Raw genomic sequence first — 22511 nt, forward strand, 5'->3', positions numbered from 1 at the left:
TTTTTATTTAAACAAATCCCATAAGGGTAATTTCACTCTTCTCATTCTTCAATACTACGAAATAGAGCAGTAGGTCATCTTCGGAAAAATATCTTTTAAAAGACCTTTTCTGTTCCTTGTTCCAATCCACAATTTCTTCTGCAGATTCTGTAATGTAATTTTCTGAATCTAATTTTATGGTAATGATTATTGTCTGATCTGAAATACACTCTTTATTCTTACAGAGTACTTGATCCTGAATTCTTATGCAATCCGAAACCTTATTGATTGTACCCATCTGAAATTCTCTCAGAAGCTTTCTTCCTTCTTCAGTCTTTAAACCATTCTCAACTGTCCGTTTTCCTCTTTCGGAAACCTGATCTAAATCTTTGATGGCTGTCATCACTTTTGCAAACTTCTGGTAGAGGAGGGGATCGCCTGATTGTTTGATATAGGTATCCAGGCTCTTCCGGATTACCTTCCCAATCTTTGAGCAGTGCCCGAATTCTGAACTGTTATGCCGTACTCTCTCATAGGAAGGACTCTTTTTAAAAGCCGTTTTATTGAACCCGCTTTTCTTCCGAACCACGTTTTTTCCGTTCAGATTATAAAATACCAGATCGCCCACGGCTCCTGTGATCTTGATTACACTTTCATAGGTTGCCATATTTTCAAAATAGAACTCAAATATACCAATAAATAATGAAAATCAAAATTTTAACATATATTTATTATATGGTTATAGTATAGTTATACTATAATTAAATTATAAAATGTATATTTGTAATGTATTTTGTTAATTAATTATAAATCAGAAGAGTATGGGAACGGAATTATTTCAACAAAAAATAAAAATAAAGCAGATGGTTGTTGTACTGGCAGCGTCTGTTTTTGTGGTTTCCTGCGGATCCTCTAAAAGTGTATCCCGTAACAAAAAATCAAATACGAAGACTGTCGCGAAAGCTGAAAATCTAAGAAAATTAGATTCAAAATTTGACGGTAACGTTTCAAGATCTATTAATGATATTCTGAAAGATGCTGAAAAATATATCGGAACACCTTATAAATTCGGGGGAAATACATCTTCAGGATTTGATTGCTCAGGATTTACGGTAAAAGTATTCGAAGAAAATGATTTTAACCTTCCAAGAAGGTCTTCTGATCAGGCCGAGGCCGGGAAAAGCATTGATATCAAAGAAGTGAAACCTGGCGATCTGTTGTTTTTTGCAACAGCAGGCGGAAGCAGAGTCTCTCACGTAGGAATTGTTCATGATATTGGTCCTGACGGAGAAGTGAAATTCATTCATGCTTCTACCTCAAAAGGAGTGATGATTTCCTCTCTGAACGAAAAATACTGGAATAAAGCCTATCTGCATGCTCAAAGAGTGCTGTAAAATATCTTATAAATGATAGAGAACAGGACATTTGCCTTCATTAAAACAGATAAAAAGCTAATGAAATCCACATCAAAGGGTTGGAAATTATGTGGAAGTTCATATCATAAATAACAAGAGATATATTTACATTTTAGATTAAAGAGACTTAAAAATCTGTGAGATTATAATGTATAAGATATTCAATAGGAGTGGGCTTTAGCCCGTTCAATAAAATGGAAATCAATCAATTGGCTTTAGCCAAAACTTATATCATAACCTTCTTAAACCACCCCGTCAAAAATTCTTTGAATTTTCGCCACCCTCCGGAGGAGGGGAATTCTCAGATTTCCAATTGTAATTTATCTTCAATCAGTCATTGCAATAGTATTGCATCATGAAACACTGCAAATTTGCTCAAAACTATTATCATATGGCAGATTTCATCAGATTCTTTATCCCTTTATATTTCATACTTTTCTTTACCGTTTCCTTTATTGGCATTAGTTATAAAGTTGCCAGACAAATTGGTAAAAATCCTAATGTACTTCCCAAAGACGGTTCAGCATATGCACTTGTGGGAATGTATTTTAAATGGGTTTTATTGGTATTATTTGTATATACAATACTTTTGCTGTTTTTTCCTGAAGATATTTTTACAGCTTTTAAAATCAATTTTCTGGAAAATAATTTTCTTCAATACATAGGAATTACTTTAATGATTTTTGCCTTGATTTGGGTAATTATAGCACAGCTGCAAATGAAAAATTCATGCCGGATCGGGATCGACAATGAAACAAAAACAGAATTGGTAACTCATGGATTATTCAGACTTTCAAGAAATCCCATATTTTTGGGTATGACCATCAGTCTTGTCGGATTTTTTCTTGTTTTCCCGACTATAATTGCTTTTTCTTTTCTCCTGATTGGATCTATTTTAATCCAGATTCAGATCCGTCTTGAAGAAGAGTTTCTCCTAAAAGTACACGGACAAATCTATCTGACCTACAAAAAGAGGGTGAAGCGTATGCTGAGACTTTATTAAAAGCATTATGTTAAAACCGTTTTGCTGAACTTTTTTGTATCTTTGGGCAGTATAATTTTTCAAACTAATTTAAATAAGAAACATGTCGTTACAACAAACTATTGAAAATATCTGGGACAACAGAGAATTATTGCAGAATGAAGACAGCCAAAAGGCGATCAGAGAAGTTATTTCTTTAGTGGATAAAGGTGAACTTCGTACTGCGGAACCTACAGAAAACGGATGGCAGGTGAATGAATGGGTGAAGAAAGCTGTAGTAATGTATTTCCCGATTCAAAAAATGGAAACTATTGAAGTAGGCCCGTTTGAATTTCATGATAAAATGCCTTTGAAGAGAAACTATGCTGAAAAAGGAGTGAGAGTTGTACCACATGCAGTAGCGAGAGAAGGAGCTTACATTGCTCCGGGAGTTATTTTAATGCCATCTTATGTAAACATTGGTGCTTATGTAGACTCTGGAACAATGGTTGATACTTGGGCAACAGTAGGAAGCTGTGCACAAATCGGTAAAAACGTTCACCTGAGTGGTGGTGTAGGTATCGGTGGAGTATTGGAGCCGTTACAGGCTGCTCCGGTAATCATTGAAGATGACTGTTTTATTGGTTCAAGATGTATCGTTGTAGAAGGAGTTCATGTAGAAAGAGAAGCAGTATTGGGTGCCAACGTAGTATTAACAGCTTCTACAAAAATTATCGACGTTACCGGAGATACCCCTATTGAAATCAAAGGAAGAGTTCCTGCACGTTCAGTAGTAATTCCTGGAAGCTATACAAAACAGTATCCAGCTGGAGAATACCAGGTTCCATGTGCACTGATCATTGGTCAGAGAAAGGAATCTACAGATAAGAAAACATCTCTGAATGATGCATTGAGAGACAATAATGTAGCTGTTTAAGATTAATATTTTAAACTAATACTAAGATCTTGAAAGAAAAATTTCTTAAAATACTTTTAAACCCTAAATATATATTTGGGGTTTATCTTATTATATCAGTTGTTACAGCAATTTCCAAATATCTGAGAGGAGATTATGCGATCAATAATTATCTGATTTTTAAAAATGTGTTCTTTAATACCATTCATCAGAAAAATTTATTTATCCATTATCCTGATCTTTATTTTGATCTGAACCATTATGGTGTATTTTTCAGTGTGTTGATTGCTCCATTCGCTATGATGCCGGATTGGCTGGGAATCTCTCTGTGGAATATTGCCAACACCTTTATCTTCATCTACGGAATCTATAAGCTTCCGTTTTCAGACAGCAAAAAAGCGATTTTCGGATTACTTTGTCTTCAGGAATACATTACCGCAGCTTTAAGTTTGCAGTTTAATGTAGCGCTGACAGGTCTTTTGCTGTTGTCAGCAGTATACATTTACGAAAGAAAAGAAGTAAAGTCTGTAACAGCTATTTTGATCGGAATATTCGTGAAAATCTACGGTATTGTAGGATTGACACAGTTTTTCTTCATTAAAAATAAGACTAAATTTATTCTTTCAGGAGCTGCCATTGCTGTATTATTTTTCGTACTTCCAATGGCATATTCAAGTCCGCAGTTTGTGATTCAGTGTTACACGGATTGGTTTCAGTCTATTGTAGAAAAGAATAATGAAAACCAGGTGTTAGGAAATATGCAGGATATCTCGCTGATGGGCTTTGTAAGAAGAGTTTTAGGAGATGCATCTATTTCTAACCTTGTGTTTTTAGCAGGTGGATTGCCGCTTTTTGCTTTACCTTATATCAGAATTAAGCAGTATAAACATTATGCATTTCAACTGATGATTTTGGCTTCAACATTGCTGTTTTTAGTATTGTTCAGCTCCAGTTCAGAATCTCCAACATACATTATTGCGGTGGTAGGAGTGTTGATTTGGTTTTTCCTTCAGAAAGAAAGAACACCATTGATCATAGGATTGCTGGTTTTTGTCATTATTTTCACATGTTTCTCCACTTCGGATCTGTTCCCGAAATTTGTAAAAGAGAATTATATCATTAAATATTCATTAAAAGCAGTACCTTGTATTGTCATTTGGTTGAGAGTAACTTATGAACTTCTGACTAAAGATTTTGAGAAAAATTATAGCCTGAATTAATAAATATGAAGAAAATTTCAATTGTAATTCCCGCCTATAACGAAGAAGGAAACGTTGCTATGATCCATCAGAAAATTAAAGAAGTTTTTGATGGCCTGAATAATTATGATTTTGAAATCATATTTGTGAATGATGGCAGCCGAGACAATACGCAACAAAAATTAGAACAGCTTTCCAATCAATATGATGAAGTGAAATTCATCGAATTTTCCCGCAATTTTGGACATCAGCCTGCAGTAAAAGCAGGAATGGACAATGCCCATGGAAATGCAGTCATTTCTATGGACGGAGACCTTCAGCACCCGCCGGAGCTTATTCCGGAAATGATTCAGAAATGGGAAGAAGGCAATGACGTGGTTTTTACCTATAGAACCTATCCCAAGGAAATTTCTTTTTTTAAAAGGAAAACATCAGACTTATTTTACAAGCTTTTATCAAGCCTTTCAGATGTAAATTTAACGAAAGGTGGCGGTTCAGATTTCAGACTGTTGGATGCAAGCGCTGTTGAAGTCATGAGGACTTTTAATGAAGACGACCTGTTTCTCAGAGGATTAACGAGCTGGATGGGTTTCAAACAAACAGGAATCGACTTTACTGCAGCAGAAAGACTCTCAGGGGAAAGCAGTTATAACCTTAAAAAGATGTTTACTTTTGCCTTTACGGGAATCACTGCTTTCAGTGTAAAACCTCTTTATTTGGCAGCTTATCTGGGATTTTTATTCTCAGCACTTTCCGTAATCGGATATGGAACATATGTAATTCATTCATTTATTGCCAAAACTGAGATTTCAGGTTGGGCATCCTTGATTATGACCATTGTTTTCTTTGGCGGGCTTCAGCTGATTATCCTCGGAATCATGGGAATTTATTTAGGTAAAATATTCAAACAGGTGAAAGACAGGCCTAATTATATTATTAAAAACAAAAATTTTTAGAATGGTTTTATTGAGTTTTGATATTGAAGAATTTGATATGCCATTAGAATATAAGGGTGAAATTCCCTTTGAAAAGCAGATTTCAATTTCACAGACAGGATTAGAGAGAATTCTCGATATCCTTAAAAAACATAATGCTAAAGCTACTTTTTTTTCCACAGTAGTTTTTGCAGAAAACAGCAGACATCTTATCGAAAGGTTGTTAAATGAAGGTCACGAACTGGCTTCTCACACTTGGTTTCATTCAGAATTTGAAGACAAACACCTGAAGGAATCAAGAGAAAAACTGGAAGAATTATTTTCTACAAAGGTTACCGGATTAAGAATGCCAAGAATGATGCCTGTAGACGAAAAAGAAGTGGAAAGAGCAGGATATTCATACAATTCATCCATCAATCCTACATTTTTGCCGGGAAGATATAATAATTTAAAAGTATCCAGAACGTATTTCAAAGAAGGAAATGTAACTCAGGTTCCGGCTTCGGTTTCTCCTAATTTCAGAATTCCTTTATTTTGGTTAAGCTTTCACAATTTTCCTTTGTTTTTCTATAAAAAGCTGGCTTCGGACAGTTTGAAAAAAGACAAATATCTGAACATTTATTTTCATCCGTGGGAATTTGCAGAAATCAAAGATGAAGCTTTTAAACTTCCTGGATTTACAGTAAAAAATTCAGGAAAAGACATGGTGGAAAGATTTGATTCGTTTGTAGGCTGGCTCAAAGAAAAGGGATATACATTCGGTACATTCCAGGAATTTCAAAAACAGATAGAACGATGAAGATTGCCTTTGATGCAAAACGGTTTTTCCACAACACATCCGGTCTGGGAAATTACTCGAGAGATCTTGTAAGAATCCTTTCAGAATACGAATCGGGCAATGAATACCTGTTACTCAACAAAAATAAGTCGGAGAGGGGAAAAGATATTCTGGAACGTCCTAATGTTCACTTTATTGAAACCTCAAAAGGAAGCCTTTCCCGTCAGCTGAAAATGGGTAAAGATGCTCAAAAACAAGGAGCCGATATTTTCCATGGCTTATCCGGCGAACTTCCTTTAAAATGGGATCCAAAACCTATTAAAAAGGTCGTTACCATTCATGATCTGATCTTTGTAAGGTATCCGCAGTATTATTCTTTTTTTGACAGGAAAATCCATTTCTGGAAATTTAAAAAAGCGGCTGATTCAGCGGACAAAATTATTGCTATTTCAGAACAAACCAAAAGAGATATTATTCAGTATTTAAAAGTTCCTGAGAATAAAATTGAAGTTATTTATCAGGGATGTCATCATGCTTTTAAAGAACAGCAGTCTCCGGAAATGATGCAGGCAGTAAAAGAGAAATTTAAGCTTCCGGAAAGGTTTATACTGAATGTTGGTACCATCGAAGACCGTAAGAATCTTTTGAATGTTGTAAAGGCAATCAGCGGGACAGAAATTCCGCTCGTTGTAGTGGGAAGAAAAACCAAATATTACCAGAAAATAGAAAGTTTCCTGAAAAAAAACAAAATGGAAAAGCAGGTGCTCTTCCTGGAAGGTGTTTCTATGGATGAGCTGGCTTGTCTTTATAAACTGGCCGATATTTTTGTCTATCCGAGCTTCTTTGAAGGCTTTGGAATCCCTGTCATTGAGGCTCTTTTCTCCAAAACTGTCGTCGTTACCAGCAATACCAGCTGTCTGCCTGAAGCGGGAGGAAAAGACTCTGTATATGTAAATCCTGATAATGATCTTGATATCCGGTCCAAATTAAAATTTCTCTGGGAAAATGAATCCGAGAGAAAACGCCGTGAGGAAAAGGGTTTCGAGTTTGTTCAGAAGTTTAATGACGAACCTATTGCAAAGGAATTGATAAAGTTCTATCAAAAAATTATTTGAAAAAACTTTGCATTTTAAAAATAAATCCTACATTTGCATCATAATTCAATACAATGAAACCAATTTTTTTAGCATTACATCATTATCATCATCATCTCTGTTAGGCGGAATTGATTGATATAAGTTTGTGCTAAAATCAAAAATAATTAAAACCGTCTGAGTAAATAGGCGGTTTTTTTGTTTCCTGAATTCTCCTCAGAAATTTCAATAGATCAGTTTTTATTTGCTCGGACCCAAAAAAAGGCAAAATGAGTAAATTAAAAATTGCGATCCAAAAAAGCGGCCGGCTTTACGAAGAATCCCTTCAGCTTCTCAAAGACTGCGGAATCTTTGTCAACAACGGTAAAGACCAACTCAAAGTTTCAGTAGATAACTTTCCGATGGAAATCATGTACCTTCGGAACTCAGACATCCCTCAATACCTGGAAGACGGAGTGGTGGATGTAGCTATTGTTGGCGAAAATCTTCTGATTGAAAAAGCTAAAAACATTAAGACTGTTCAAAAGCTTGGATTTTCAAAATGCCGTGTTTCACTGGCTGTTCCCAAAGAAGTAGAGACCGATGAAATTTCTTATTTCCAGGGCAAAAAGATTGCCACTTCTTACCCAAATACCCTTAAAAAATTTTTAGAAAAAGAAGGAATTCTTTCAGACATTCACGTGATTTCCGGTTCTGTAGAAATCGCTCCAAATATTGGTCTTGCAGATGGAATATGCGATATTGTCAGTTCTGGAAGTACTTTATTCAAAAATGGATTAAGAGAAACAGTCACTTTACTGAAATCGGAAGCTGTTTTGGCTCAAACGCCTCAATTATCGGCTGAAAAAGAAGCCATTCTTGAAAAATTTGTATTTAGAATCAAGTCTGTTTTAAAAGCAAAAAATTCAAAATACATTCTGATGAATGTTCCCAACGAAAAAATCCAGAAAGTAGCCGGGGTTCTTCCTGTACTGAAGAGCCCAACAGTTATTCCATTAGCAGAAGAAGGCTGGAGCAGTATTCATTCTGTTATTGATGAAGAACGTTTCTGGGATGTCATTGACGAACTCAAAGAAAATGGCGCTCAGGATATTTTAATCATTCCAATTGATAAAATGGTTATTTAGAAAAATAATAATAGCGAATGTTGGTTAACGCAAAGGCGCAATAAAAATGAATTTGATACTGCTTTAAGGCGCAAAGATTTTATCTGCGATAAAATTGAATGCCATTTTAAATCACAAAACTATACTAACGCACTTGCTGAAAATCTTAGGATTTTCTTGCACCTTAAAAAAGTAAAGATTAAAAAAACTTGCGCCTTTGCGTTTATAAAAAATGAATTATTAAGGTCTCAAGTAGCTGAATAAAATAGCTTCAGCTATGATCTTAATAAAACTTAACAACTTAAAAAGAATCTTAATGGTTCAAAAAAATTAAGAAAGTACAATGAAAATATACAGATATCCCACAAAAGACACTTGGAAAGACTTGGTTAAACGCCCGGTTTTGGAGCAGAAAGAAATTTCAGGTCTGATTACAGAAATATTTGCTGAAGTTGAAAAAAATGGAGATCAAGCTTTAATAGAATTCAACAAAAAGTTTGATAAAGCAGAAACCGAGAACATAAAAGTTTCTGATACTGAAATTCAGGAGGCTGAAAAACAGATCAACGATGAATTAAAAGAAGCTATTCAACAGGCAAAAGAAAATATATCAATATTTCACGCCTCTCAAAAGACGGAGATTCAGAAGATTGAAACCACAAAAGGGGTTGTTTGCTGGCGTGAAAACCGTGCTGTAGAAAGAGTCGGGATTTATATTCCGGGAGGAACAGCTCCTTTATTTTCTACAGTGCTGATGCTGGCGGTTCCTGCAAATCTGGCCGGATGTAAAGAAATAGTTCTTTGCACACCACCGGACAAAAATGGAAATATTAATCCTGCAATTCTTTATGCAGCAAAACTTTGTGGCGTTTCGGAAATCTTTAAAACAGGTGGAGCACAGGCTGTTGCTGCTATGACTTTCGGAACAGAAAGCATTCCTGCAGTTAATAAAATTTTCGGTCCTGGAAACCAGTTTGTCGTAGCAGCAAAAGAATATGCGCAGCGTTATGGAGTAGCTATTGACATGCCTGCCGGGCCAAGTGAAGTGCTTGTTATAGCCGATGAACAAGCCGTTCCGGAATTCTGTGCTGCAGATCTTCTTTCACAGGCAGAACACGGAAGTGACAGTCAGGTTGTTTTTATTACGACAGACCTTAAAGTATTTGAAGAGACAATAGAGGCTGTTGATAAGCAAATCAAATACTTACCAAGAAATGAATTTGCTGGGCAGGCTTTGGAAAACAGCTCTTTTATTTTAGTGAATTCTCTGGAAGAAGCCCTTGCATTCAGTAATCTTTATGCTCCGGAACACCTTATTCTGGCAATTAATGATTTTGAAAAATATATTCCGGAGGTTCAGAATGCAGGTTCCGTTTTCCTTGGAAACTATTCCTGTGAAAGTGCAGGAGATTATGCCAGCGGGACGAATCACACACTTCCTACGAATGCTTATGCGAAAAATTACAGTGGAGTATCACTAGATAGCTTTGTGAAAAAAATAACATTCCAGCACCTTTCAAAAGAAGGACTTCAGAATTTAGGAAAAACAATAGAACTCATGGCAGAAGCGGAAGGATTGTTTGCTCACAAAAATGCAGTGTCGATAAGACTAAAGTAAGAATGTTGGAAAACGCAAAGACGCAAAATTTAAGAAAATCAATACAATGAAAAATAACAGTATCAAAACACTCGTAAGAGAAAATATATTACAATTACGGCCCTACATCAGTTTCAGGGATCACAATGAATTTAATGCTCCCGTTATGCTGGATGCCAATGAAAGTCCATTCGGGGAATGCAACCGCTATCCAGATTCTACCCAGAAAAGGCTTAAAAGCAAGCTTGCGGGGATCAAAAATGTTTCACCCTCAAAGATTGCCATAGGAAACGGAAGCGACGAGCTGATAGACCTTATCATTAAAATTTTCTGTGAGCCTAAAAAAGATGCTATTCTGATGATGAATCCATCATTTGCGATGTATGGTTTCTATGCAGCCATCAACGAGAATAAAGTTTCAAAGCTGAATCTGGATGAAAACTTTGAAATCGTAAAAGATAATTTCTTAAAGACGGCCGAAGATCCTTCACTGAAGATTTTCTTTTTATGTTCACCCAATAATCCTACGGGAAACAGTGTGGATGATATTGAATTTTACCTTCAGAATTTCAACGGAATTGTAGTGGTAGATGAAGCTTATATTGAATTTTCCGGGAAAAAATCAAGTCTGGAGCTTTTGGAAAAATATTCTAATTTGATTGTATTGCAAACTTTTTCTAAAGCATGGGGAATTGCCGGAGCAAGGGTAGGTATGGCTTATGCGTCTGAAGAGATTATCAGCCTGATCAATACGGTAAAAGCACCATATAATGTGAATGTTTTGAGTCAGGAACTTATTTTAAAGACGTTAGATGAAGAAAACAGGCTTCAGGAAAACGTAAACCGTATTCTGGAAGAGAGAACATGGCTGAAACAGCAGTTTGAAGGTATTGTATGTATTGCAAAAGTATTTTCCACAGATGCCAATTTCTTTTTGATCAGAATGAAAAATATTGATTCAGTATATACAAGAATGTTGGAACAGGAAATTTTAACCAGCAGAAGAGATCCGGCTATTCCCGGATGTATCAGAATTAATGTAGGAAACCGTGCAGAAAATGAGAAACTAATTAACCTTTTAAAAGGAATATAAATATAAACCGTTAAGAAAAAAGAAGATAAAGAAAAGTTAAGTTTTATCTTAATGGTTAAAAAAATAAAAACATATGAAAAAAGTACTCTTTATAGACCGCGATGGAACCCTGATTATTGAACCGCCTACAGATTTTCAGGTAGATTCTCTGGAAAAGCTTGAGTTTTATCCGGGTGTTTTTCAAAATCTTGCAAAAATTGTCAATGAATTGGATTACGAACTGGTAATGGTAACTAATCAGGATGGGCTGGGAACGGATAGTTTTCCTGAAGAAGATTTCATAAAACCTCATGAAAAAATGCTCCAGGCATTTGAAAATGAAGGGATCATTTTTAGTGATATTTTAATTGATAAAAGCTTTGAATCCGAAAATCTTCCTACCAGAAAACCAGGAATCGGAATGTTAGGCAAATATATCTATGGCAATTATGACCTTGAAAATTCCTATGTAATTGGTGATCGAAGTACAGATGTTCAACTCGCTAAAAATCTGAAATCTAAAGCAATTTATCTTAATCAAAACTTAAATAGTGAAGCTGAGCTATCTACAACAAAATGGTCAGATATTTATAAGTTCTTAAAATCCGGAATGAGAAAGGCTAAAGTCTCCCGTAAAACCAATGAAACAGATATCGAAATTGAAGTCAATCTTGATGGAAACGGAAAGGCAGATATTTCAACAGGACTTCACTTTTTTGACCACATGCTGGATCAGATTGCGAGACACGGAAATATGGATTTAACCATCAAAGTAAAAGGTGATCTTGCTGTAGATGAGCACCATACCATTGAAGATACAGGAATTGTACTGGGGGAAGCTATTTTACAAGCCTTAGGAAAGAAAAAAGGAATTGAAAGATATGGTTTCCTGCTTCCGATGGATGACTGCCTTTCTCAGGTGGCTATTGATTTCGGCGGCAGACCTTGGCTGGTTTGGGATGCTCCGTTTAAAAGAGAAAAAATAGGAGATGTACCTACGGAAATGTTTTTTCACTTCTTTAAATCGTTTACAGATTCCTCAAAATCCAATCTGAATATCAAAGCAGAAGGTGATAATGAACACCACAAAATCGAATCCATCTTTAAAGCTTTTGCAAAAGCCGTTAAAATGGCAGTGAACCAATCAGATAGTAATTACAGTTTACCTTCTACAAAAGGAAGTTTATAAATATGATTGCCATAATAAAATATAACGGAGGAAATGTAAACTCTGTTCAGAACGCTCTCAACAGACTGAATGTAGATTCTATAATCACCGATGATCCCGGGCAGATCTTAAAAGCTGACAAAGTGATCTTTCCAGGGGTGGGAGAAGCTTCATCCACTATGAAACTGCTGAAGGAAAGAGAGCTTGACCTTCTAATTCCAAGTCTTAAACAGCCGGTTCTGGGAATATGTCTGGGTATGCAGCTGATGTGTAAGGAAAATGAAGAAGGAAATACTGAAGGAATGGGGATTTTTGATATCAATGTCAGAAAATTTCCAGCAAAGGGTATTGTTCCGCATATGGGATGGAATACGCTTTCAGGGCAGACTTCATCACTGTTTTCAGGAATTGAAAAGAGCAGTGATGTTTATTTCGTTCACAGCTATTATTGTGAGCTTTCAGACTTTACAACTTCTGTTTGTGATTATATCCTGCCGTTTAGCGCCTCATTGCAGAAAGACAATTTTTATGCAGTACAGTTTCACCCTGAAAAATCAGGAATGGTAGGTAATCAGATCGTTAAGAACTTTATAAATTTATAATGATGAAAATAATTCCGGCTATTGATATTATTGACGGTAAATGTGTCCGTCTGTCAAAAGGAGATTACAGCACAAAAAAAATATATAATGAAGATCCTGTAGAAGTGGCAAAAGAATTTGAGAGTTTCGGCATTCAGTTTCTTCACCTGGTAGATCTTGATGGGGCAAAATCAAAGCACATTGTCAATCAGAAGGTTTTGGAAAATATTGCTCATTCTACTTCGCTGCATATCGACTTTGGAGGAGGCTTAAAAACTCAGGAAGATATTGAAACCGCTTTTAATTCTGGTGCAAAACAGATTACTTTAGGAAGTATTGCAGTACAAAATCCTGAATTTTGCTACGAAATGATCCAAAAATATGGTGCTGAGAAAATTATTCTCGGGGCTGATTGTGACAACAGAAAGATTAAAACTTCCGGTTGGCTTGAAGAAAGTGACAATGACATCATTGATTTCATCCTTCAGTATCAGGAAAAAGGAATACAAAACACCATTTGTACTGATATTGCAAAAGACGGAATGCTGGAAGGTCCGTCAACAGGGCTTTATATTGAAATCTTATATAAAACATCCGTTCAGCTGGTGGCAAGCGGAGGGATTTCCGGGATTGCTGATGTGTATAAAATGAAAGATATAGGATGTGCGGGGACAATCATCGGAAAAGCAATTTACGAAGGAAAAATAAGCTTACAACAACTTCAAAATTTTATTGAAAATGCTTAAAAAAAGAATTATTCCATGTCTGGATATTAAAGATGGAGCTACGGTGAAAGGAATCAATTTTGAAGACCTTAAAAATGCAGGAGATCCCGTAGAGCTTGCCAAAAAATATGAACAGGAAGGAGCAGATGAACTTGTTTTTCTTGATATTACGGCAACTATTGAAAACAGAAAAACCTTTGTAGAATTGGTAAAAGAGATTGCCAAAGAGCTCAGCATCCCTTTTACAGTGGGAGGTGGAATTTCGTCTGTGGAAGATGTTAGAAAGCTTTTGGAAGCAGGTGCAGACAAGATCAGTATCAATTCCTCGGCGGTAAAAAATCCGGCACTTATTTCTGATTTAGCCAAAGAATTTGGAAGCCAATGCGTTGTGGTGGCTATTGATACAAGACAAGTGGGTGATAAAGATCTGGTTCACGTCAAAGGAGGAAGAGAAGCCACCGAACTTTCTACGGTAGAATGGGCAAAACAAGCTGAATCTCTTGGAGCAGGCGAAATTCTGCTGACCTCAATGGATGGTGATGGCACAAAAAATGGTTTTGACCTTCGGATTACGAAGCTTGTTTCGGATAATATCAGTATTCCCTTGATTGCTTCCGGAGGTGCTGGTAAGGTAGATGACTTTGTTAAAGTATTTAATGAAACCAAAGCTACAGGAGGGTTGGCAGCCAGCATTTTCCATTTTAATGAAATAGGTATTCAGGATTTAAAACAACAGTTAAAAACTCAAAAAATAGAAGTACGATGAAAATAGATTTTAATAAAGATAATGGGCTTGTTCCGGTAATCATTCAGGACAGCAGAACATTGCAGGTTTTGATGCTGGGCTACATGAATGAAGAAGCTTTTGAAAAAACAAAAGAAGAAGGAATTGTTACCTTTTTCAGCCGTTCCAAAAACAGGCTCTGGACAAAAGGTGAGGAGTCGGGTAATTTTTTAACGGTAAAAAGTATTGACATTGACTGTGATCAGGATACCATTTTAATTAAAGCCGTTCCAAAGAATGTGGTTTGCCACACAGGAAGTTTCAGTTGTTTCGGAGAAAAGGATGCCAAAGGATTTCTGTATGAACTGGAAGATAAAATATCACAACGAATAGATACTAAAGCTGAAGGTTCCTATACTTATTCTCTCTACCTGAGAGGAATTAATAAAATGGCTCAAAAAGTAGGAGAAGAAGCTGTAGAACTTGTTATTGAGGCAAAAGATAATAACGAAGAACTCTTTAAAAATGAAGCCGCAGATCTGTTGTACCATTTCCTGATTTTGTTGAAAGCCAAAGGATTTTCACTGGAAGAAATTGAAGAAATTCTTAAAAACAGAGATAAATAAAACCTTTGAATTATTTCAAAGGTTTTTTCATTACGACAGAAAAAAATTATAAAAGCAGTTTTTATACATGACGATTATCAGCTGGTGTTTATAAAATAAACTGTAATAGTAATATGGATGGATTATTTTATTTAAATGTGATTAGTGAATTAATTTAAAACTATACCAAACGAAAGGTTGTTAAAACACCCAAATTTCAAAGGCTGTCAAAAATCGTACTTTTGTTTTTAATTATTCTAAATAACACTTAAGTATGAATAAATCTATTTTCTTAATCGGAAGCCTTGTGGCATTTTCTCAAGTGGCTGCCCAGAAAAAAGATTCATTAGAACAGAACAGGCTTGATGAAGTGATTGTTACCGCATCAAGATCTCCGGAAATTGTAAAGAAAACAGCTTCTACAGTTAATATCATCAACAAAAAAGAAATTGCAGAACAATCATTGATCTCTGTTGATCTCAGTAATATTCTTGCCTACAAAGTACCCGGATTAGCATTTGGGAATAACCTGGTAAGCAATAGAGGACAGACATTAAGAGGACGAAATGTTCTGATCATGATCGACGGAATTCCGCAATCCAGCCCTTTACGTAACAATGACAGAGAAATCAGAAGCATTGATCCTTCCGTTTTAGAGCGGATTGAAGTGGTAAAAGGAGCAACATCCATTTATGGGAATGGCGCAGAAGGAGGAATCATTAATTATATTACCCAGAAAAGCACTTCCGGTAAAACTTTTTCAGGTAGAACTGTATTAGGATTTACCAGCCATGATTTGTTTAATAATAAAATGTTCAAATCATATGGTGGTGCAGGATATAGAGTTTCACAAAGCTTCTTTGGAAAAGCAGGTAAGTTCGATTATCTGGTAAATGGTACGCTTACCCAAAACGGAGTAAAAATAGATGGTGATGGTTTAGTTCAGAATCCAAGATATGGGTTGGGTGAGACTGCTGTCAATAATATTTTCGCGAAAATAGGATATGACCTGAATGAGAATAACAGATTGGAAGTAATGTATAATTACTATTCGAGTCTGCAGGATTCCAAATATATTCTGGATCAGGGAAAATACGGCGAACAGCCTTCTACCGGTAAATTAGGAGACAGAGAAGGAGTGAAAGAAGGGACAAGATATAACCACAACGGGTATCTTAAATATATCAATAAGAATATTTTCCGTAACACAACCCTCAATACAACCTTATATTTCCAGGATTTTTATACCATTTATGACTACAGAAATGCGCCGAGATGGAAAACAGGAGGACAGTCGGCCATTTTAGAGAAGAAATACGGTTTCAGAGCAGACTTCAATACAGAGTTTGGGAAAGATAAGGGATTAAAAGGTTCATTGACATATGGTCTGGATCTTTTAAATGAAAAAACAAGTCAGCCCCTGGTAGATGGAAGAATGTGGGTTCCTGAAATGAATATGCTGGCTGCAGCACCTTTCGTACAGGGAAAACTATTCCTTACTGATGATCTGACGCTAAAGGCAGGAGTCCGATGGGATAAAATGTCTGTAAAAGTTCCGGATTATACTACTTTGCCTTCCAACAAAGATGTTCCCTTCAATGTAGAAGGAGGAAAATTAAACTATTCAAATCTATCTTATAATGTAGGAGTGAGTTATGTAGCATTTGATTTCTTTCAGCCTTTCACCTCTTATTCCAGAGGATTTAATATCTATGATCTCGGCCGTGTCCTAAGAGATGCAAAGAGCAATGTCTTAAGCGAAATCAATACCGATCCTGTAGTGATTGATAATTATGAAATTGGTTTCAACAGTAAAATCGGGCAGTATGTAGATTTTTCAGCCAGCTATTTTTACAATTATTCCAAACTGGGAGCAGATCTGGTTTCTGTGAATGGTTTCTGGACACCACTTCGTGCACCTCAGTACATTAATGGGGTAGAATTGGCAGTAAATATCTATCCGACACAGGGATTAACCATCGGAACCAATTATACGTATCAGGAAGGAAAAGTAGATGTGAAAAATGACAACAGCTACGAAAAATATTTAAGTGGTTTAAGAATTGCGCCAGCAAGGTTGAATTCTTTCATTAAATGGAATGATAAAGCTCAGAAATTACAATTGGGTGTCTATCACATGTACTCATTCAAAAGAGATAAGTTCGAGCCTGCTGCTTCCGGAAAGTATGATGAAGGTGAAGGTCCTGTGAAAAGCTTTAACCTATTTAATGTTCAGGGAAGCTATAAACTGAATAAACTCCTGACCGTAGGTCTTGGGATAGAGAATGTATTCAATACCTCTTATTTCACTCCAACCTCTATGTATACTGCACGTGATGCAGAATACGTACGCGGAAACGGAAGATATTATACGGTTTCTCTTAGTTTTAATTATTAATCTGAATCTTCTTTATAATAAAAGCCCTTTTCCATTTCGAAAAGGGCTATATTTTTTACGTGAAGTTCCAGACATCATATTCTTGAAAGAATACTTATTTTAGGGATTTAAAAATAAACTCTTACATATGATTAACGAGTTGCAGAAAGCTCAGGATCTAATGAATGATGGGCAATATATGCCTGCTGTTACTATTTTGCAAAATATAAATGGATTGTCTCCAAAAGCTGAAAATTATAGACTATTGTTTATGGCAAATTGTTGGTATAAGTTGGGAGAATACCAATGGGCTATTGATATTTCTGATAATTTATTACAGAAAGATGAGCACAATGAGCTGGCTTCTCAGATAAAATATTTATCTTATTGTGAGCTTAAAGATTTCGATCATGCTTTAAATGAGATTATACGTTTTCTTTCATTTAATGAAGCGGATGTTTATAAAGTAACTCTGGAGGAATTGTTAACAGATATCAAAAATGGCTTTATTAATGAACAGGCTATTGTTTCTAAAATCAAAGAACTGGCATTAAAAAATAACTGTTTGAAGTGAAAAATATTTAAACACATTCTTCAGTAAATAAAAACAGCAGGAATATTCCTGCTGTTTTTTAATTATAAACTAATTGATCTTTTATCTTTCAATCATGATATTCTTAACAAGTGTTTCTTCACCCACTTTCAAAATTCCAATGTACACTCCGTTTTGTAAACTGGAAACATCAATTTTTCTTTCATTATTTACTTTCAGAAGAGATCTTCCCAAAGAATTACTGATTTCAAAACTGAAGTTAGTTTCTTTGGAATCCGGTAAATCAATATTGATAACATTATTGGCAGGATTTGGATAGATTTTTACAGCTTCCAATGAGTTTTTAGCAGCAGCTTTGCTCATTGTAGTAGTTGCCGTTGCAAAATGCTGTAAAGCGCCCACAGTAGCCTTCCCGATATTATATACATATACAGGATCCATATTTGTAAAAGTATCTTTAGAAGAGTGCGGGTAACTGCTTCGAATCCTTTCAAAATAACCGGTGATCACTTCGCCTTTTTGTTCAAAAGGAATATAGTCTGTATCTTCTGCAGGGTCTACAGCCGTCTGAAGAGGAGAGTAGAGTGCCGTACAGTTTCTCAGCTGCTGAGTCACCGCTGCGGAAGCTGCATTGTTGCTGGAAACACCTCCCTGATCTTCATCACAATACACCGTATTATTGTTATTTCCTTTTACACCACCTACCTGATCCAGGTTAATGACCAGTTTGATATCCAATTTACGCACACCTCCCTGATACACTACATTATTCACATAATGGCTGCTTCCTTTTAATCCTTGTTCTTCACCGGAAAAATGGATGAACTTGATAGAGTATTCAGTCGGAACATTTCTAAGAATCCTTGCTGCTTCAAGAATAATAGACGTTCCGCTGCCATTATCATTCACTCCCGGACCATAAATGGTATCAAAATGCCCGCAGATAATAACATACTTGTTAGGATAAAGCGTTCCGGTTTTGGTAATAATCAAGTTTTTAGAGCTCGTACTTCCGAATGTAAAAGGGCTTTCTACGATTTGGCTGGCAGTATAGCCATAAGAAGTATACTTGTTTTTGATCCAGTTCAAAGTGTTGGTATTGGCTACAGAACCAGTAGTTTTTACGCCTAAATTACTAAACTCCTGAAGGTTGGTGGTAATATTAGCCTGGGTAACGAGATCAGCTCTGTCTTTATAAGCCTGGATAAAACTTTGAGCCCCGATGTACTGCATCACAAATGCAGTGCACAAAAGTGTTGTGAATTTTTTCATATAAATAATATTATTTTGGTAACACGAATGTAGTAAATAAATCACAATAAAGTGTTTAATATTTCAGAATAAAATGAAATTTAATATGAATATCATATCTATTTTGTGATTTTTATTGTAAATGATTGAATTGTAAGCGTTGGTAAAAAATAAAACCTCTGAAGCCATTCAGAGGTTTTCTATTTAATAAGTTTTATAGCAAATTATCTTTCAATCATCACTTTTCTTACAACAGTTTGATCTCCCGCTTTTAAGACTCCAAGATAAGCACCATTTTCCAGTCCGGAAACACTAATTTTTGTTTCATTGGATCTCTTGAAAATGGATCGCCCCTGAAAGTCGGTAATTTCAAAAGTAAAATCCTTAATTCCGGAATTCGGTAGTTCAATATTGATGACATCTTTTGCCGGATTTGGGTAAATTTTTACTGTTTCCAGAGTGTTTTTTGCAACAGCTTCATGAGTGCCCAGTGTACCGGTAGCAACAGCGAAATGTTGTAATGCTCCCACTGATGCTTTTCCTATATTGTAAATGTAAACAGGATCTGTATTGGCAAAAGTATCATTCACTGTATGTGGATAACTGCTTCGGATTCTTTCAAAAAAACCTGTAATGACCTCACCTTTCTGTTCAAAAGGAATGTAATCTGTGTCTTCAGCAGGATCTACAGCCGTAAGAAGAGGAGAGTAGAGTGCAGTACAGTTTCTTAGTTCCTGGGTTACAACAGTAGAAGCTGCATTATTTGTTGAAAGTCCTCCCTGATCTTCATCACAGTAAACCGTATTGTTATTATTTCCCATTACACCACCCACCTGATCCAGATTAAAGACCAGTTTTATATCCAAAACACGGTTGCTTCCCTGGTAGGCAACTGTGTTAGCATAATGGGTGCTTCCTAAAAGTCCTTGCTCTTCACCGGAAAAATGAATGAATTTTATCGAATATTCCGTTGGAACATCTTTTAGAATCCTTGCTGCTTCAAGGATAATAGAAGTTCCGCTTCCATTATCGTTGATTCCTAAGCCGGTAATACTATCAAAATGCCCGCAGATGATGACATATTTATTCGGATATACGGTTCCTGTTTTCGTAATAATCAGATTTTTAGAGGTATAACTTCCTGAAGTAAACGGATCTTCCGCTATCTGACTGACAGTATAACCATAGGAAAGATATTTGGTTTTAAGCCATTCCAGAGCATTGTTATTTGCTGTTGTCCCTGTTTTTTTTACTCCTAAAAGAGCAAAGTCCTGAAGAGAGGTTGTAATATTAGTTTGACTGACCATATTGGCTCTGTCCTGATAAGCCTGAATAAAACTTTGAGCTTCAACACTGTACATGGCAATGGTTGCCAGTAAAAAAGTAGAGATTTTCTTCATTATATGATGGTGATCCATAAATACTGATGAAGTTTAAGATTCACATCAGTATTCACGCTGATATTATTTATTAATAATTATTTTTTTGGTGGTGTTTCCTTTATCTGTTTTAATGGTAACCATATAAACTCCGTTTTTAAGTCCTGAAGTATTAATTTTCTCTTCGTTTTCAACATTCAGGACGGTGTTTCCTGTCATATCATTAATCTCAACTTTGAATTGTTTTACCTTTTGTTGAAATTCTATTTTTATAAGATCCTTTGCGGGATTGGGATACACTCTGATTGCTTCAGCTGAGCTCTGTACAGTTTCTTTTGTATTTAAAAGATTGCTGCTTGTAGTGGCAGCAGCAAAATGCTGCAATGCTCCCACAGCTGCTTTTCCTACGTTAAAAATATATACAGGATCAAGATTGGCATAAGTATCATTCACGGTATGTTCATTACTACTCTGGATGGTTTCATAGAATCCGGTAATGGTGTATCCTTTTGCCTCAAAGGGCATATAATCTGAGCTGTAAGCATGAGAAAGATTGGTCTGAAGAGGAGAGTAAAGGGTAGTGCAGGTCATCAGTTCCTGAGTCATTGTATTAGAGATTGCGTTGTTGGAAGATATTCCGCCTTCATCTCTTTCACAGTTGATTGTATTGTTGTTATTTCCTATAAGACCTCCTACCTGATCAATATTGAGAACCAATTTTATATCCAGAACACGAGTACCTCCCTGGTAAGCAACATTATTTACATAGTGGTTGCTTCCTACAAGACCTTGCTCTTCCCCGGAAAAATGAATAAACTTGATTGAATATTCTGTAGGGATATCTTTCAGAATTCTCGCTGCTTCAAGAATAATGGAAGTCCCGCTGCCATTATCGCTTACTCCTTGTCCTACAATCGTATCATAGTGCCCACAGATAATGACGTATTTGTTAGGGTATAAAGTTCCGGTTTTGGTAATAATTAAATTTTTTGACGTATTACCTCCATAAGTAAAGGCATCTTCAGAAAAGTCGCTGGCTGTATATCCGTACGACAGATATTTATTTTTAAGCCAGTCAAAAGCATTATTATTTGCTGTTGTCCCTGTTTTTTTAGTTCCCAATGCGGCAAATTCCTGAAGATTGGTGTTGATGTTGGTTTGGGTAACCATATCCGCTCTATCCTTATAGACCTGAATAAAACTTTGTGCACCAATAGTTTGTAGTGCGATAGACGTCAGTAAAAAAACTGCAGCTTTTTTCATTTTTGATACTTTCTTTAGAGATTGCTAATATAATAATAAATCGTTATTTATTGTTAATAATCACCTCTAAATCCGCTTTATTGCTTGTGTTTTTAGTAATTCTGTTTTATTTTATTTGATTTATCATTATGACTGTTTGTATTTTGTTCAATCAATCGTATTTGTTTATATTTTTCTTTTATTTTTGATTTTTTATGTTTGATTTTTATTATTTCGTTGCTGAAATTAAGATGCATAGGTATTGATATGGTAAATTTCATTAAAAGCTGTAGTAGATTAAACCTGAATTTTGGTGGATAAAAGAGAAACTGAAATATAGGGCAAAAAAAAATCCCGGGATAAACCCGGGACTTTATATTGATAACAAAATCTATTCTACATTATTTTACTTGATCTACAACAGCTTTGAAAGCTTCAGGGTGATTCATTGCTAAATCTGCTAAAACTTTTCTGTTAAGTTCGATGTTGTTCTTTTTAAGAGCTCCCATAAATTGAGAGTAAGACATTCCGTGCTCTCTAGTTCCCGCGTTGATACGAGTGATCCAAAGTGCTCTGAAATTTCTCTTCTTCTCTTTTCTACCACGGTAAGCATATTGCATTGCTTTTTCTACCGCGTTTTTAGCTACAGTCCAAACGTTCTTTCTTCTTCCGAAGAAACCTTTAGCTTGCTTAAAAATTTTCTTTCTGCGAGCTCTTGAAGCTACGGCATTTACTGATCTTGGCATAATTTAAATTGTTTTTTTGAAAAGGGCGGCAACTGATGTTACTCTTATTTGCACCGTTTCAGGGTTAAATTGTTGAATTTGTTTTGAATTCTTATAAACCGAATATAG

At 35.8% G+C, this 22511-nt stretch carries 22 protein-coding genes; 17 read left to right on the forward strand and 5 right to left on the reverse strand.

What is annotated here, in order from left to right; genetic code table 11:
- Positions 1–7: 7 nt before the first annotated feature.
- Positions 8–646, reverse strand: a complete 639-nt coding sequence (locus LKL37_RS05430) for a hypothetical protein (RefSeq protein ID WP_431609563.1) — start codon at positions 644–646, stop codon at positions 8–10.
- 154 nt (positions 647–800) lie between these two features.
- Between LKL37_RS05430 and LKL37_RS05435 the strand changes: the two genes are divergently transcribed.
- The 17 genes from LKL37_RS05435 to LKL37_RS05515 all read left to right on the forward strand — a co-directional run bounded on the left by LKL37_RS05435 (position 801) and on the right by LKL37_RS05515 (position 17806).
- Positions 801–1373 carry a C40 family peptidase gene (locus LKL37_RS05435; RefSeq protein WP_185126171.1) on the forward strand — a complete coding sequence of 191 codons (573 nt, stop codon included), beginning with the start codon at positions 801–803 and terminating at the stop codon, positions 1371–1373.
- Positions 1374–1785: 412 nt separating this feature from the next.
- Positions 1786–2397, forward strand: coding sequence for a methyltransferase family protein (locus LKL37_RS05440; RefSeq protein WP_431609564.1), 612 nt, complete (start codon positions 1786–1788; stop codon positions 2395–2397).
- A gap of 82 nt (positions 2398–2479) precedes the next feature.
- Positions 2480–3292, forward strand: a complete 813-nt coding sequence (locus LKL37_RS05445; RefSeq protein WP_431609565.1) for a 2,3,4,5-tetrahydropyridine-2,6-dicarboxylate N-succinyltransferase — start codon at positions 2480–2482, stop codon at positions 3290–3292.
- A 29-nt stretch (positions 3293–3321) separates the two neighbouring features.
- Complete coding sequence (locus tag LKL37_RS05450) at positions 3322–4491, forward strand: glycosyltransferase family 87 protein (protein WP_431609566.1); 1170 nt, start codon at positions 3322–3324, stop codon at positions 4489–4491.
- A 5-nt stretch (positions 4492–4496) separates the two neighbouring features.
- Positions 4497–5426: a glycosyltransferase family 2 protein gene (locus LKL37_RS05455; RefSeq protein WP_431609567.1), complete on the forward strand. Its 930-nt coding sequence runs from the start codon at positions 4497–4499 to the stop codon at positions 5424–5426.
- Between the two features lies 1 nt (position 5427).
- The gene (locus tag LKL37_RS05460; protein WP_431609568.1) at positions 5428–6204 is read left to right on the forward strand and encodes a polysaccharide deacetylase family protein; all 777 of its coding nucleotides are present in this window, start codon (positions 5428–5430) and stop codon (positions 6202–6204) included.
- Positions 6201–7298: a glycosyltransferase family 4 protein gene (locus LKL37_RS05465; RefSeq protein WP_431609569.1), complete on the forward strand. Its 1098-nt coding sequence runs from the start codon at positions 6201–6203 to the stop codon at positions 7296–7298. Before LKL37_RS05460 ends, LKL37_RS05465 begins: the two co-directional genes overlap by 4 nt.
- Before the next feature lie 248 nt (positions 7299–7546).
- Positions 7547–8404: an ATP phosphoribosyltransferase gene (hisG, locus tag LKL37_RS05470; RefSeq protein WP_431609570.1), complete on the forward strand. Its 858-nt coding sequence runs from the start codon at positions 7547–7549 to the stop codon at positions 8402–8404.
- A 322-nt stretch (positions 8405–8726) separates the two neighbouring features.
- The gene (gene hisD / locus LKL37_RS05475) at positions 8727–10001 is read left to right on the forward strand and encodes a histidinol dehydrogenase (protein ID WP_431609571.1); all 1275 of its coding nucleotides are present in this window, start codon (positions 8727–8729) and stop codon (positions 9999–10001) included.
- A 46-nt stretch (positions 10002–10047) separates the two neighbouring features.
- Entirely contained in the window at positions 10048–11073 is a 1026-nt protein-coding gene (gene hisC / locus LKL37_RS05480) for a histidinol-phosphate transaminase (protein WP_431609572.1), read from the forward strand.
- Positions 11074–11146: 73 nt separating this feature from the next.
- A complete protein-coding gene (gene hisB / locus LKL37_RS05485) occupies positions 11147–12241 on the forward strand; it encodes a bifunctional histidinol-phosphatase/imidazoleglycerol-phosphate dehydratase HisB (protein ID WP_431609573.1) in 1095 nt (364 codons plus the stop codon).
- Between the two features lie 2 nt (positions 12242–12243).
- A complete protein-coding gene (gene hisH / locus LKL37_RS05490; RefSeq protein WP_431609574.1) occupies positions 12244–12822 on the forward strand; it encodes an imidazole glycerol phosphate synthase subunit HisH in 579 nt (192 codons plus the stop codon).
- A 2-nt stretch (positions 12823–12824) separates the two neighbouring features.
- Entirely contained in the window at positions 12825–13547 is a 723-nt protein-coding gene (hisA, locus tag LKL37_RS05495) for a 1-(5-phosphoribosyl)-5-[(5-phosphoribosylamino)methylideneamino]imidazole-4-carboxamide isomerase (RefSeq protein ID WP_431609575.1), read from the forward strand.
- Complete coding sequence (gene hisF, locus LKL37_RS05500) at positions 13540–14292, forward strand: imidazole glycerol phosphate synthase subunit HisF (protein WP_431609576.1); 753 nt, start codon at positions 13540–13542, stop codon at positions 14290–14292. The genes hisA and hisF overlap by 8 nt, the downstream gene beginning before the upstream one ends.
- A complete protein-coding gene (hisIE, locus tag LKL37_RS05505) occupies positions 14289–14876 on the forward strand; it encodes a bifunctional phosphoribosyl-AMP cyclohydrolase/phosphoribosyl-ATP diphosphatase HisIE (protein ID WP_431609577.1) in 588 nt (195 codons plus the stop codon). The genes hisF and hisIE overlap by 4 nt, the downstream gene beginning before the upstream one ends.
- 253 nt (positions 14877–15129) lie before the next feature.
- Complete coding sequence (locus LKL37_RS05510; RefSeq protein ID WP_431609578.1) at positions 15130–17253, forward strand: TonB-dependent receptor; 2124 nt, start codon at positions 15130–15132, stop codon at positions 17251–17253.
- A gap of 127 nt (positions 17254–17380) precedes the next feature.
- Positions 17381–17806, forward strand: a complete 426-nt coding sequence (locus tag LKL37_RS05515) for a hypothetical protein (RefSeq protein ID WP_431609579.1) — start codon at positions 17381–17383, stop codon at positions 17804–17806.
- 81 nt (positions 17807–17887) lie between these two features.
- Here LKL37_RS05515 and LKL37_RS05520 read toward each other — a convergent pair whose 3' ends face one another.
- The 4 genes from LKL37_RS05520 to rplT form a co-directional block, all read right to left on the reverse strand.
- Positions 17888–19057 carry a M28 family peptidase gene (locus LKL37_RS05520; protein WP_431609580.1) on the reverse strand — a complete coding sequence of 390 codons (1170 nt, stop codon included), beginning with the start codon at positions 19055–19057 and terminating at the stop codon, positions 17888–17890.
- 203 nt (positions 19058–19260) lie between these two features.
- Entirely contained in the window at positions 19261–20436 is a 1176-nt protein-coding gene (locus tag LKL37_RS05525) for a M28 family peptidase (RefSeq protein WP_431609581.1), read from the reverse strand.
- 63 nt (positions 20437–20499) lie between these two features.
- Positions 20500–21678, reverse strand: a complete 1179-nt coding sequence (locus LKL37_RS05530; RefSeq protein WP_431609582.1) for a M28 family peptidase — start codon at positions 21676–21678, stop codon at positions 20500–20502.
- Positions 21679–22058: 380 nt separating this feature from the next.
- The gene (gene rplT, locus LKL37_RS05535) at positions 22059–22403 is read right to left on the reverse strand and encodes a 50S ribosomal protein L20 (RefSeq protein ID WP_034694451.1); all 345 of its coding nucleotides are present in this window, start codon (positions 22401–22403) and stop codon (positions 22059–22061) included.
- Positions 22404–22511 lie beyond the last annotated feature (108 nt).

It is taken from the genome of Chryseobacterium sp. 'Rf worker isolate 10', assembly GCF_050753305.1.
In the GTDB taxonomy this organism is placed as follows: domain Bacteria; phylum Bacteroidota; class Bacteroidia; order Flavobacteriales; family Weeksellaceae; genus Chryseobacterium.

Bases quoted from the DNA above. Each gene is read 5' to 3' on its own strand.
- LKL37_RS05455 (WP_431609567.1), top strand. From the start codon at position 4,497: ATGAAGAAAATTTCAATTGTAATTCCCGCCTATAACGAAGAAGGAAAC.
- LKL37_RS05445 (WP_431609565.1), top strand. From the start codon at position 2,480: ATGTCGTTACAACAAACTATTGAAAATATCTGGGACAACAGAGAATTA.
- hisF (WP_431609576.1), top strand. From the start codon at position 13,540: ATGCTTAAAAAAAGAATTATTCCATGTCTGGATATTAAAGATGGAGCT.
- hisD (WP_431609571.1), top strand. From the start codon at position 8,727: ATGAAAATATACAGATATCCCACAAAAGACACTTGGAAAGACTTGGTT.
- LKL37_RS05460 (WP_431609568.1), top strand. From the start codon at position 5,428: ATGGTTTTATTGAGTTTTGATATTGAAGAATTTGATATGCCATTAGAA.
- hisA (WP_431609575.1), top strand. From the start codon at position 12,825: ATGAAAATAATTCCGGCTATTGATATTATTGACGGTAAATGTGTCCGT.
- LKL37_RS05465 (WP_431609569.1), top strand. From the start codon at position 6,201: ATGAAGATTGCCTTTGATGCAAAACGGTTTTTCCACAACACATCCGGT.
- LKL37_RS05520 (WP_431609580.1), bottom strand. From the start codon at position 19,057: ATGAAAAAATTCACAACACTTTTGTGCACTGCATTTGTGATGCAGTAC.
- hisG (WP_431609570.1), top strand. From the start codon at position 7,547: ATGAGTAAATTAAAAATTGCGATCCAAAAAAGCGGCCGGCTTTACGAA.
- hisB (WP_431609573.1), top strand. From the start codon at position 11,147: ATGAAAAAAGTACTCTTTATAGACCGCGATGGAACCCTGATTATTGAA.
- LKL37_RS05430 (WP_431609563.1), bottom strand. From the start codon at position 646: ATGGCAACCTATGAAAGTGTAATCAAGATCACAGGAGCCGTGGGCGAT.
- LKL37_RS05515 (WP_431609579.1), top strand. From the start codon at position 17,381: ATGATTAACGAGTTGCAGAAAGCTCAGGATCTAATGAATGATGGGCAA.
- LKL37_RS05440 (WP_431609564.1), top strand. From the start codon at position 1,786: ATGGCAGATTTCATCAGATTCTTTATCCCTTTATATTTCATACTTTTC.
- LKL37_RS05525 (WP_431609581.1), bottom strand. From the start codon at position 20,436: ATGAAGAAAATCTCTACTTTTTTACTGGCAACCATTGCCATGTACAGT.
- LKL37_RS05510 (WP_431609578.1), top strand. From the start codon at position 15,130: ATGAATAAATCTATTTTCTTAATCGGAAGCCTTGTGGCATTTTCTCAA.
- hisIE (WP_431609577.1), top strand. From the start codon at position 14,289: ATGAAAATAGATTTTAATAAAGATAATGGGCTTGTTCCGGTAATCATT.
- hisC (WP_431609572.1), top strand. From the start codon at position 10,048: ATGAAAAATAACAGTATCAAAACACTCGTAAGAGAAAATATATTACAA.
- rplT (WP_034694451.1), bottom strand. From the start codon at position 22,403: ATGCCAAGATCAGTAAATGCCGTAGCTTCAAGAGCTCGCAGAAAGAAA.
- hisH (WP_431609574.1), top strand. From the start codon at position 12,244: ATGATTGCCATAATAAAATATAACGGAGGAAATGTAAACTCTGTTCAG.
- LKL37_RS05530 (WP_431609582.1), bottom strand. From the start codon at position 21,678: ATGAAAAAAGCTGCAGTTTTTTTACTGACGTCTATCGCACTACAAACT.
- LKL37_RS05435 (WP_185126171.1), top strand. From the start codon at position 801: ATGGGAACGGAATTATTTCAACAAAAAATAAAAATAAAGCAGATGGTT.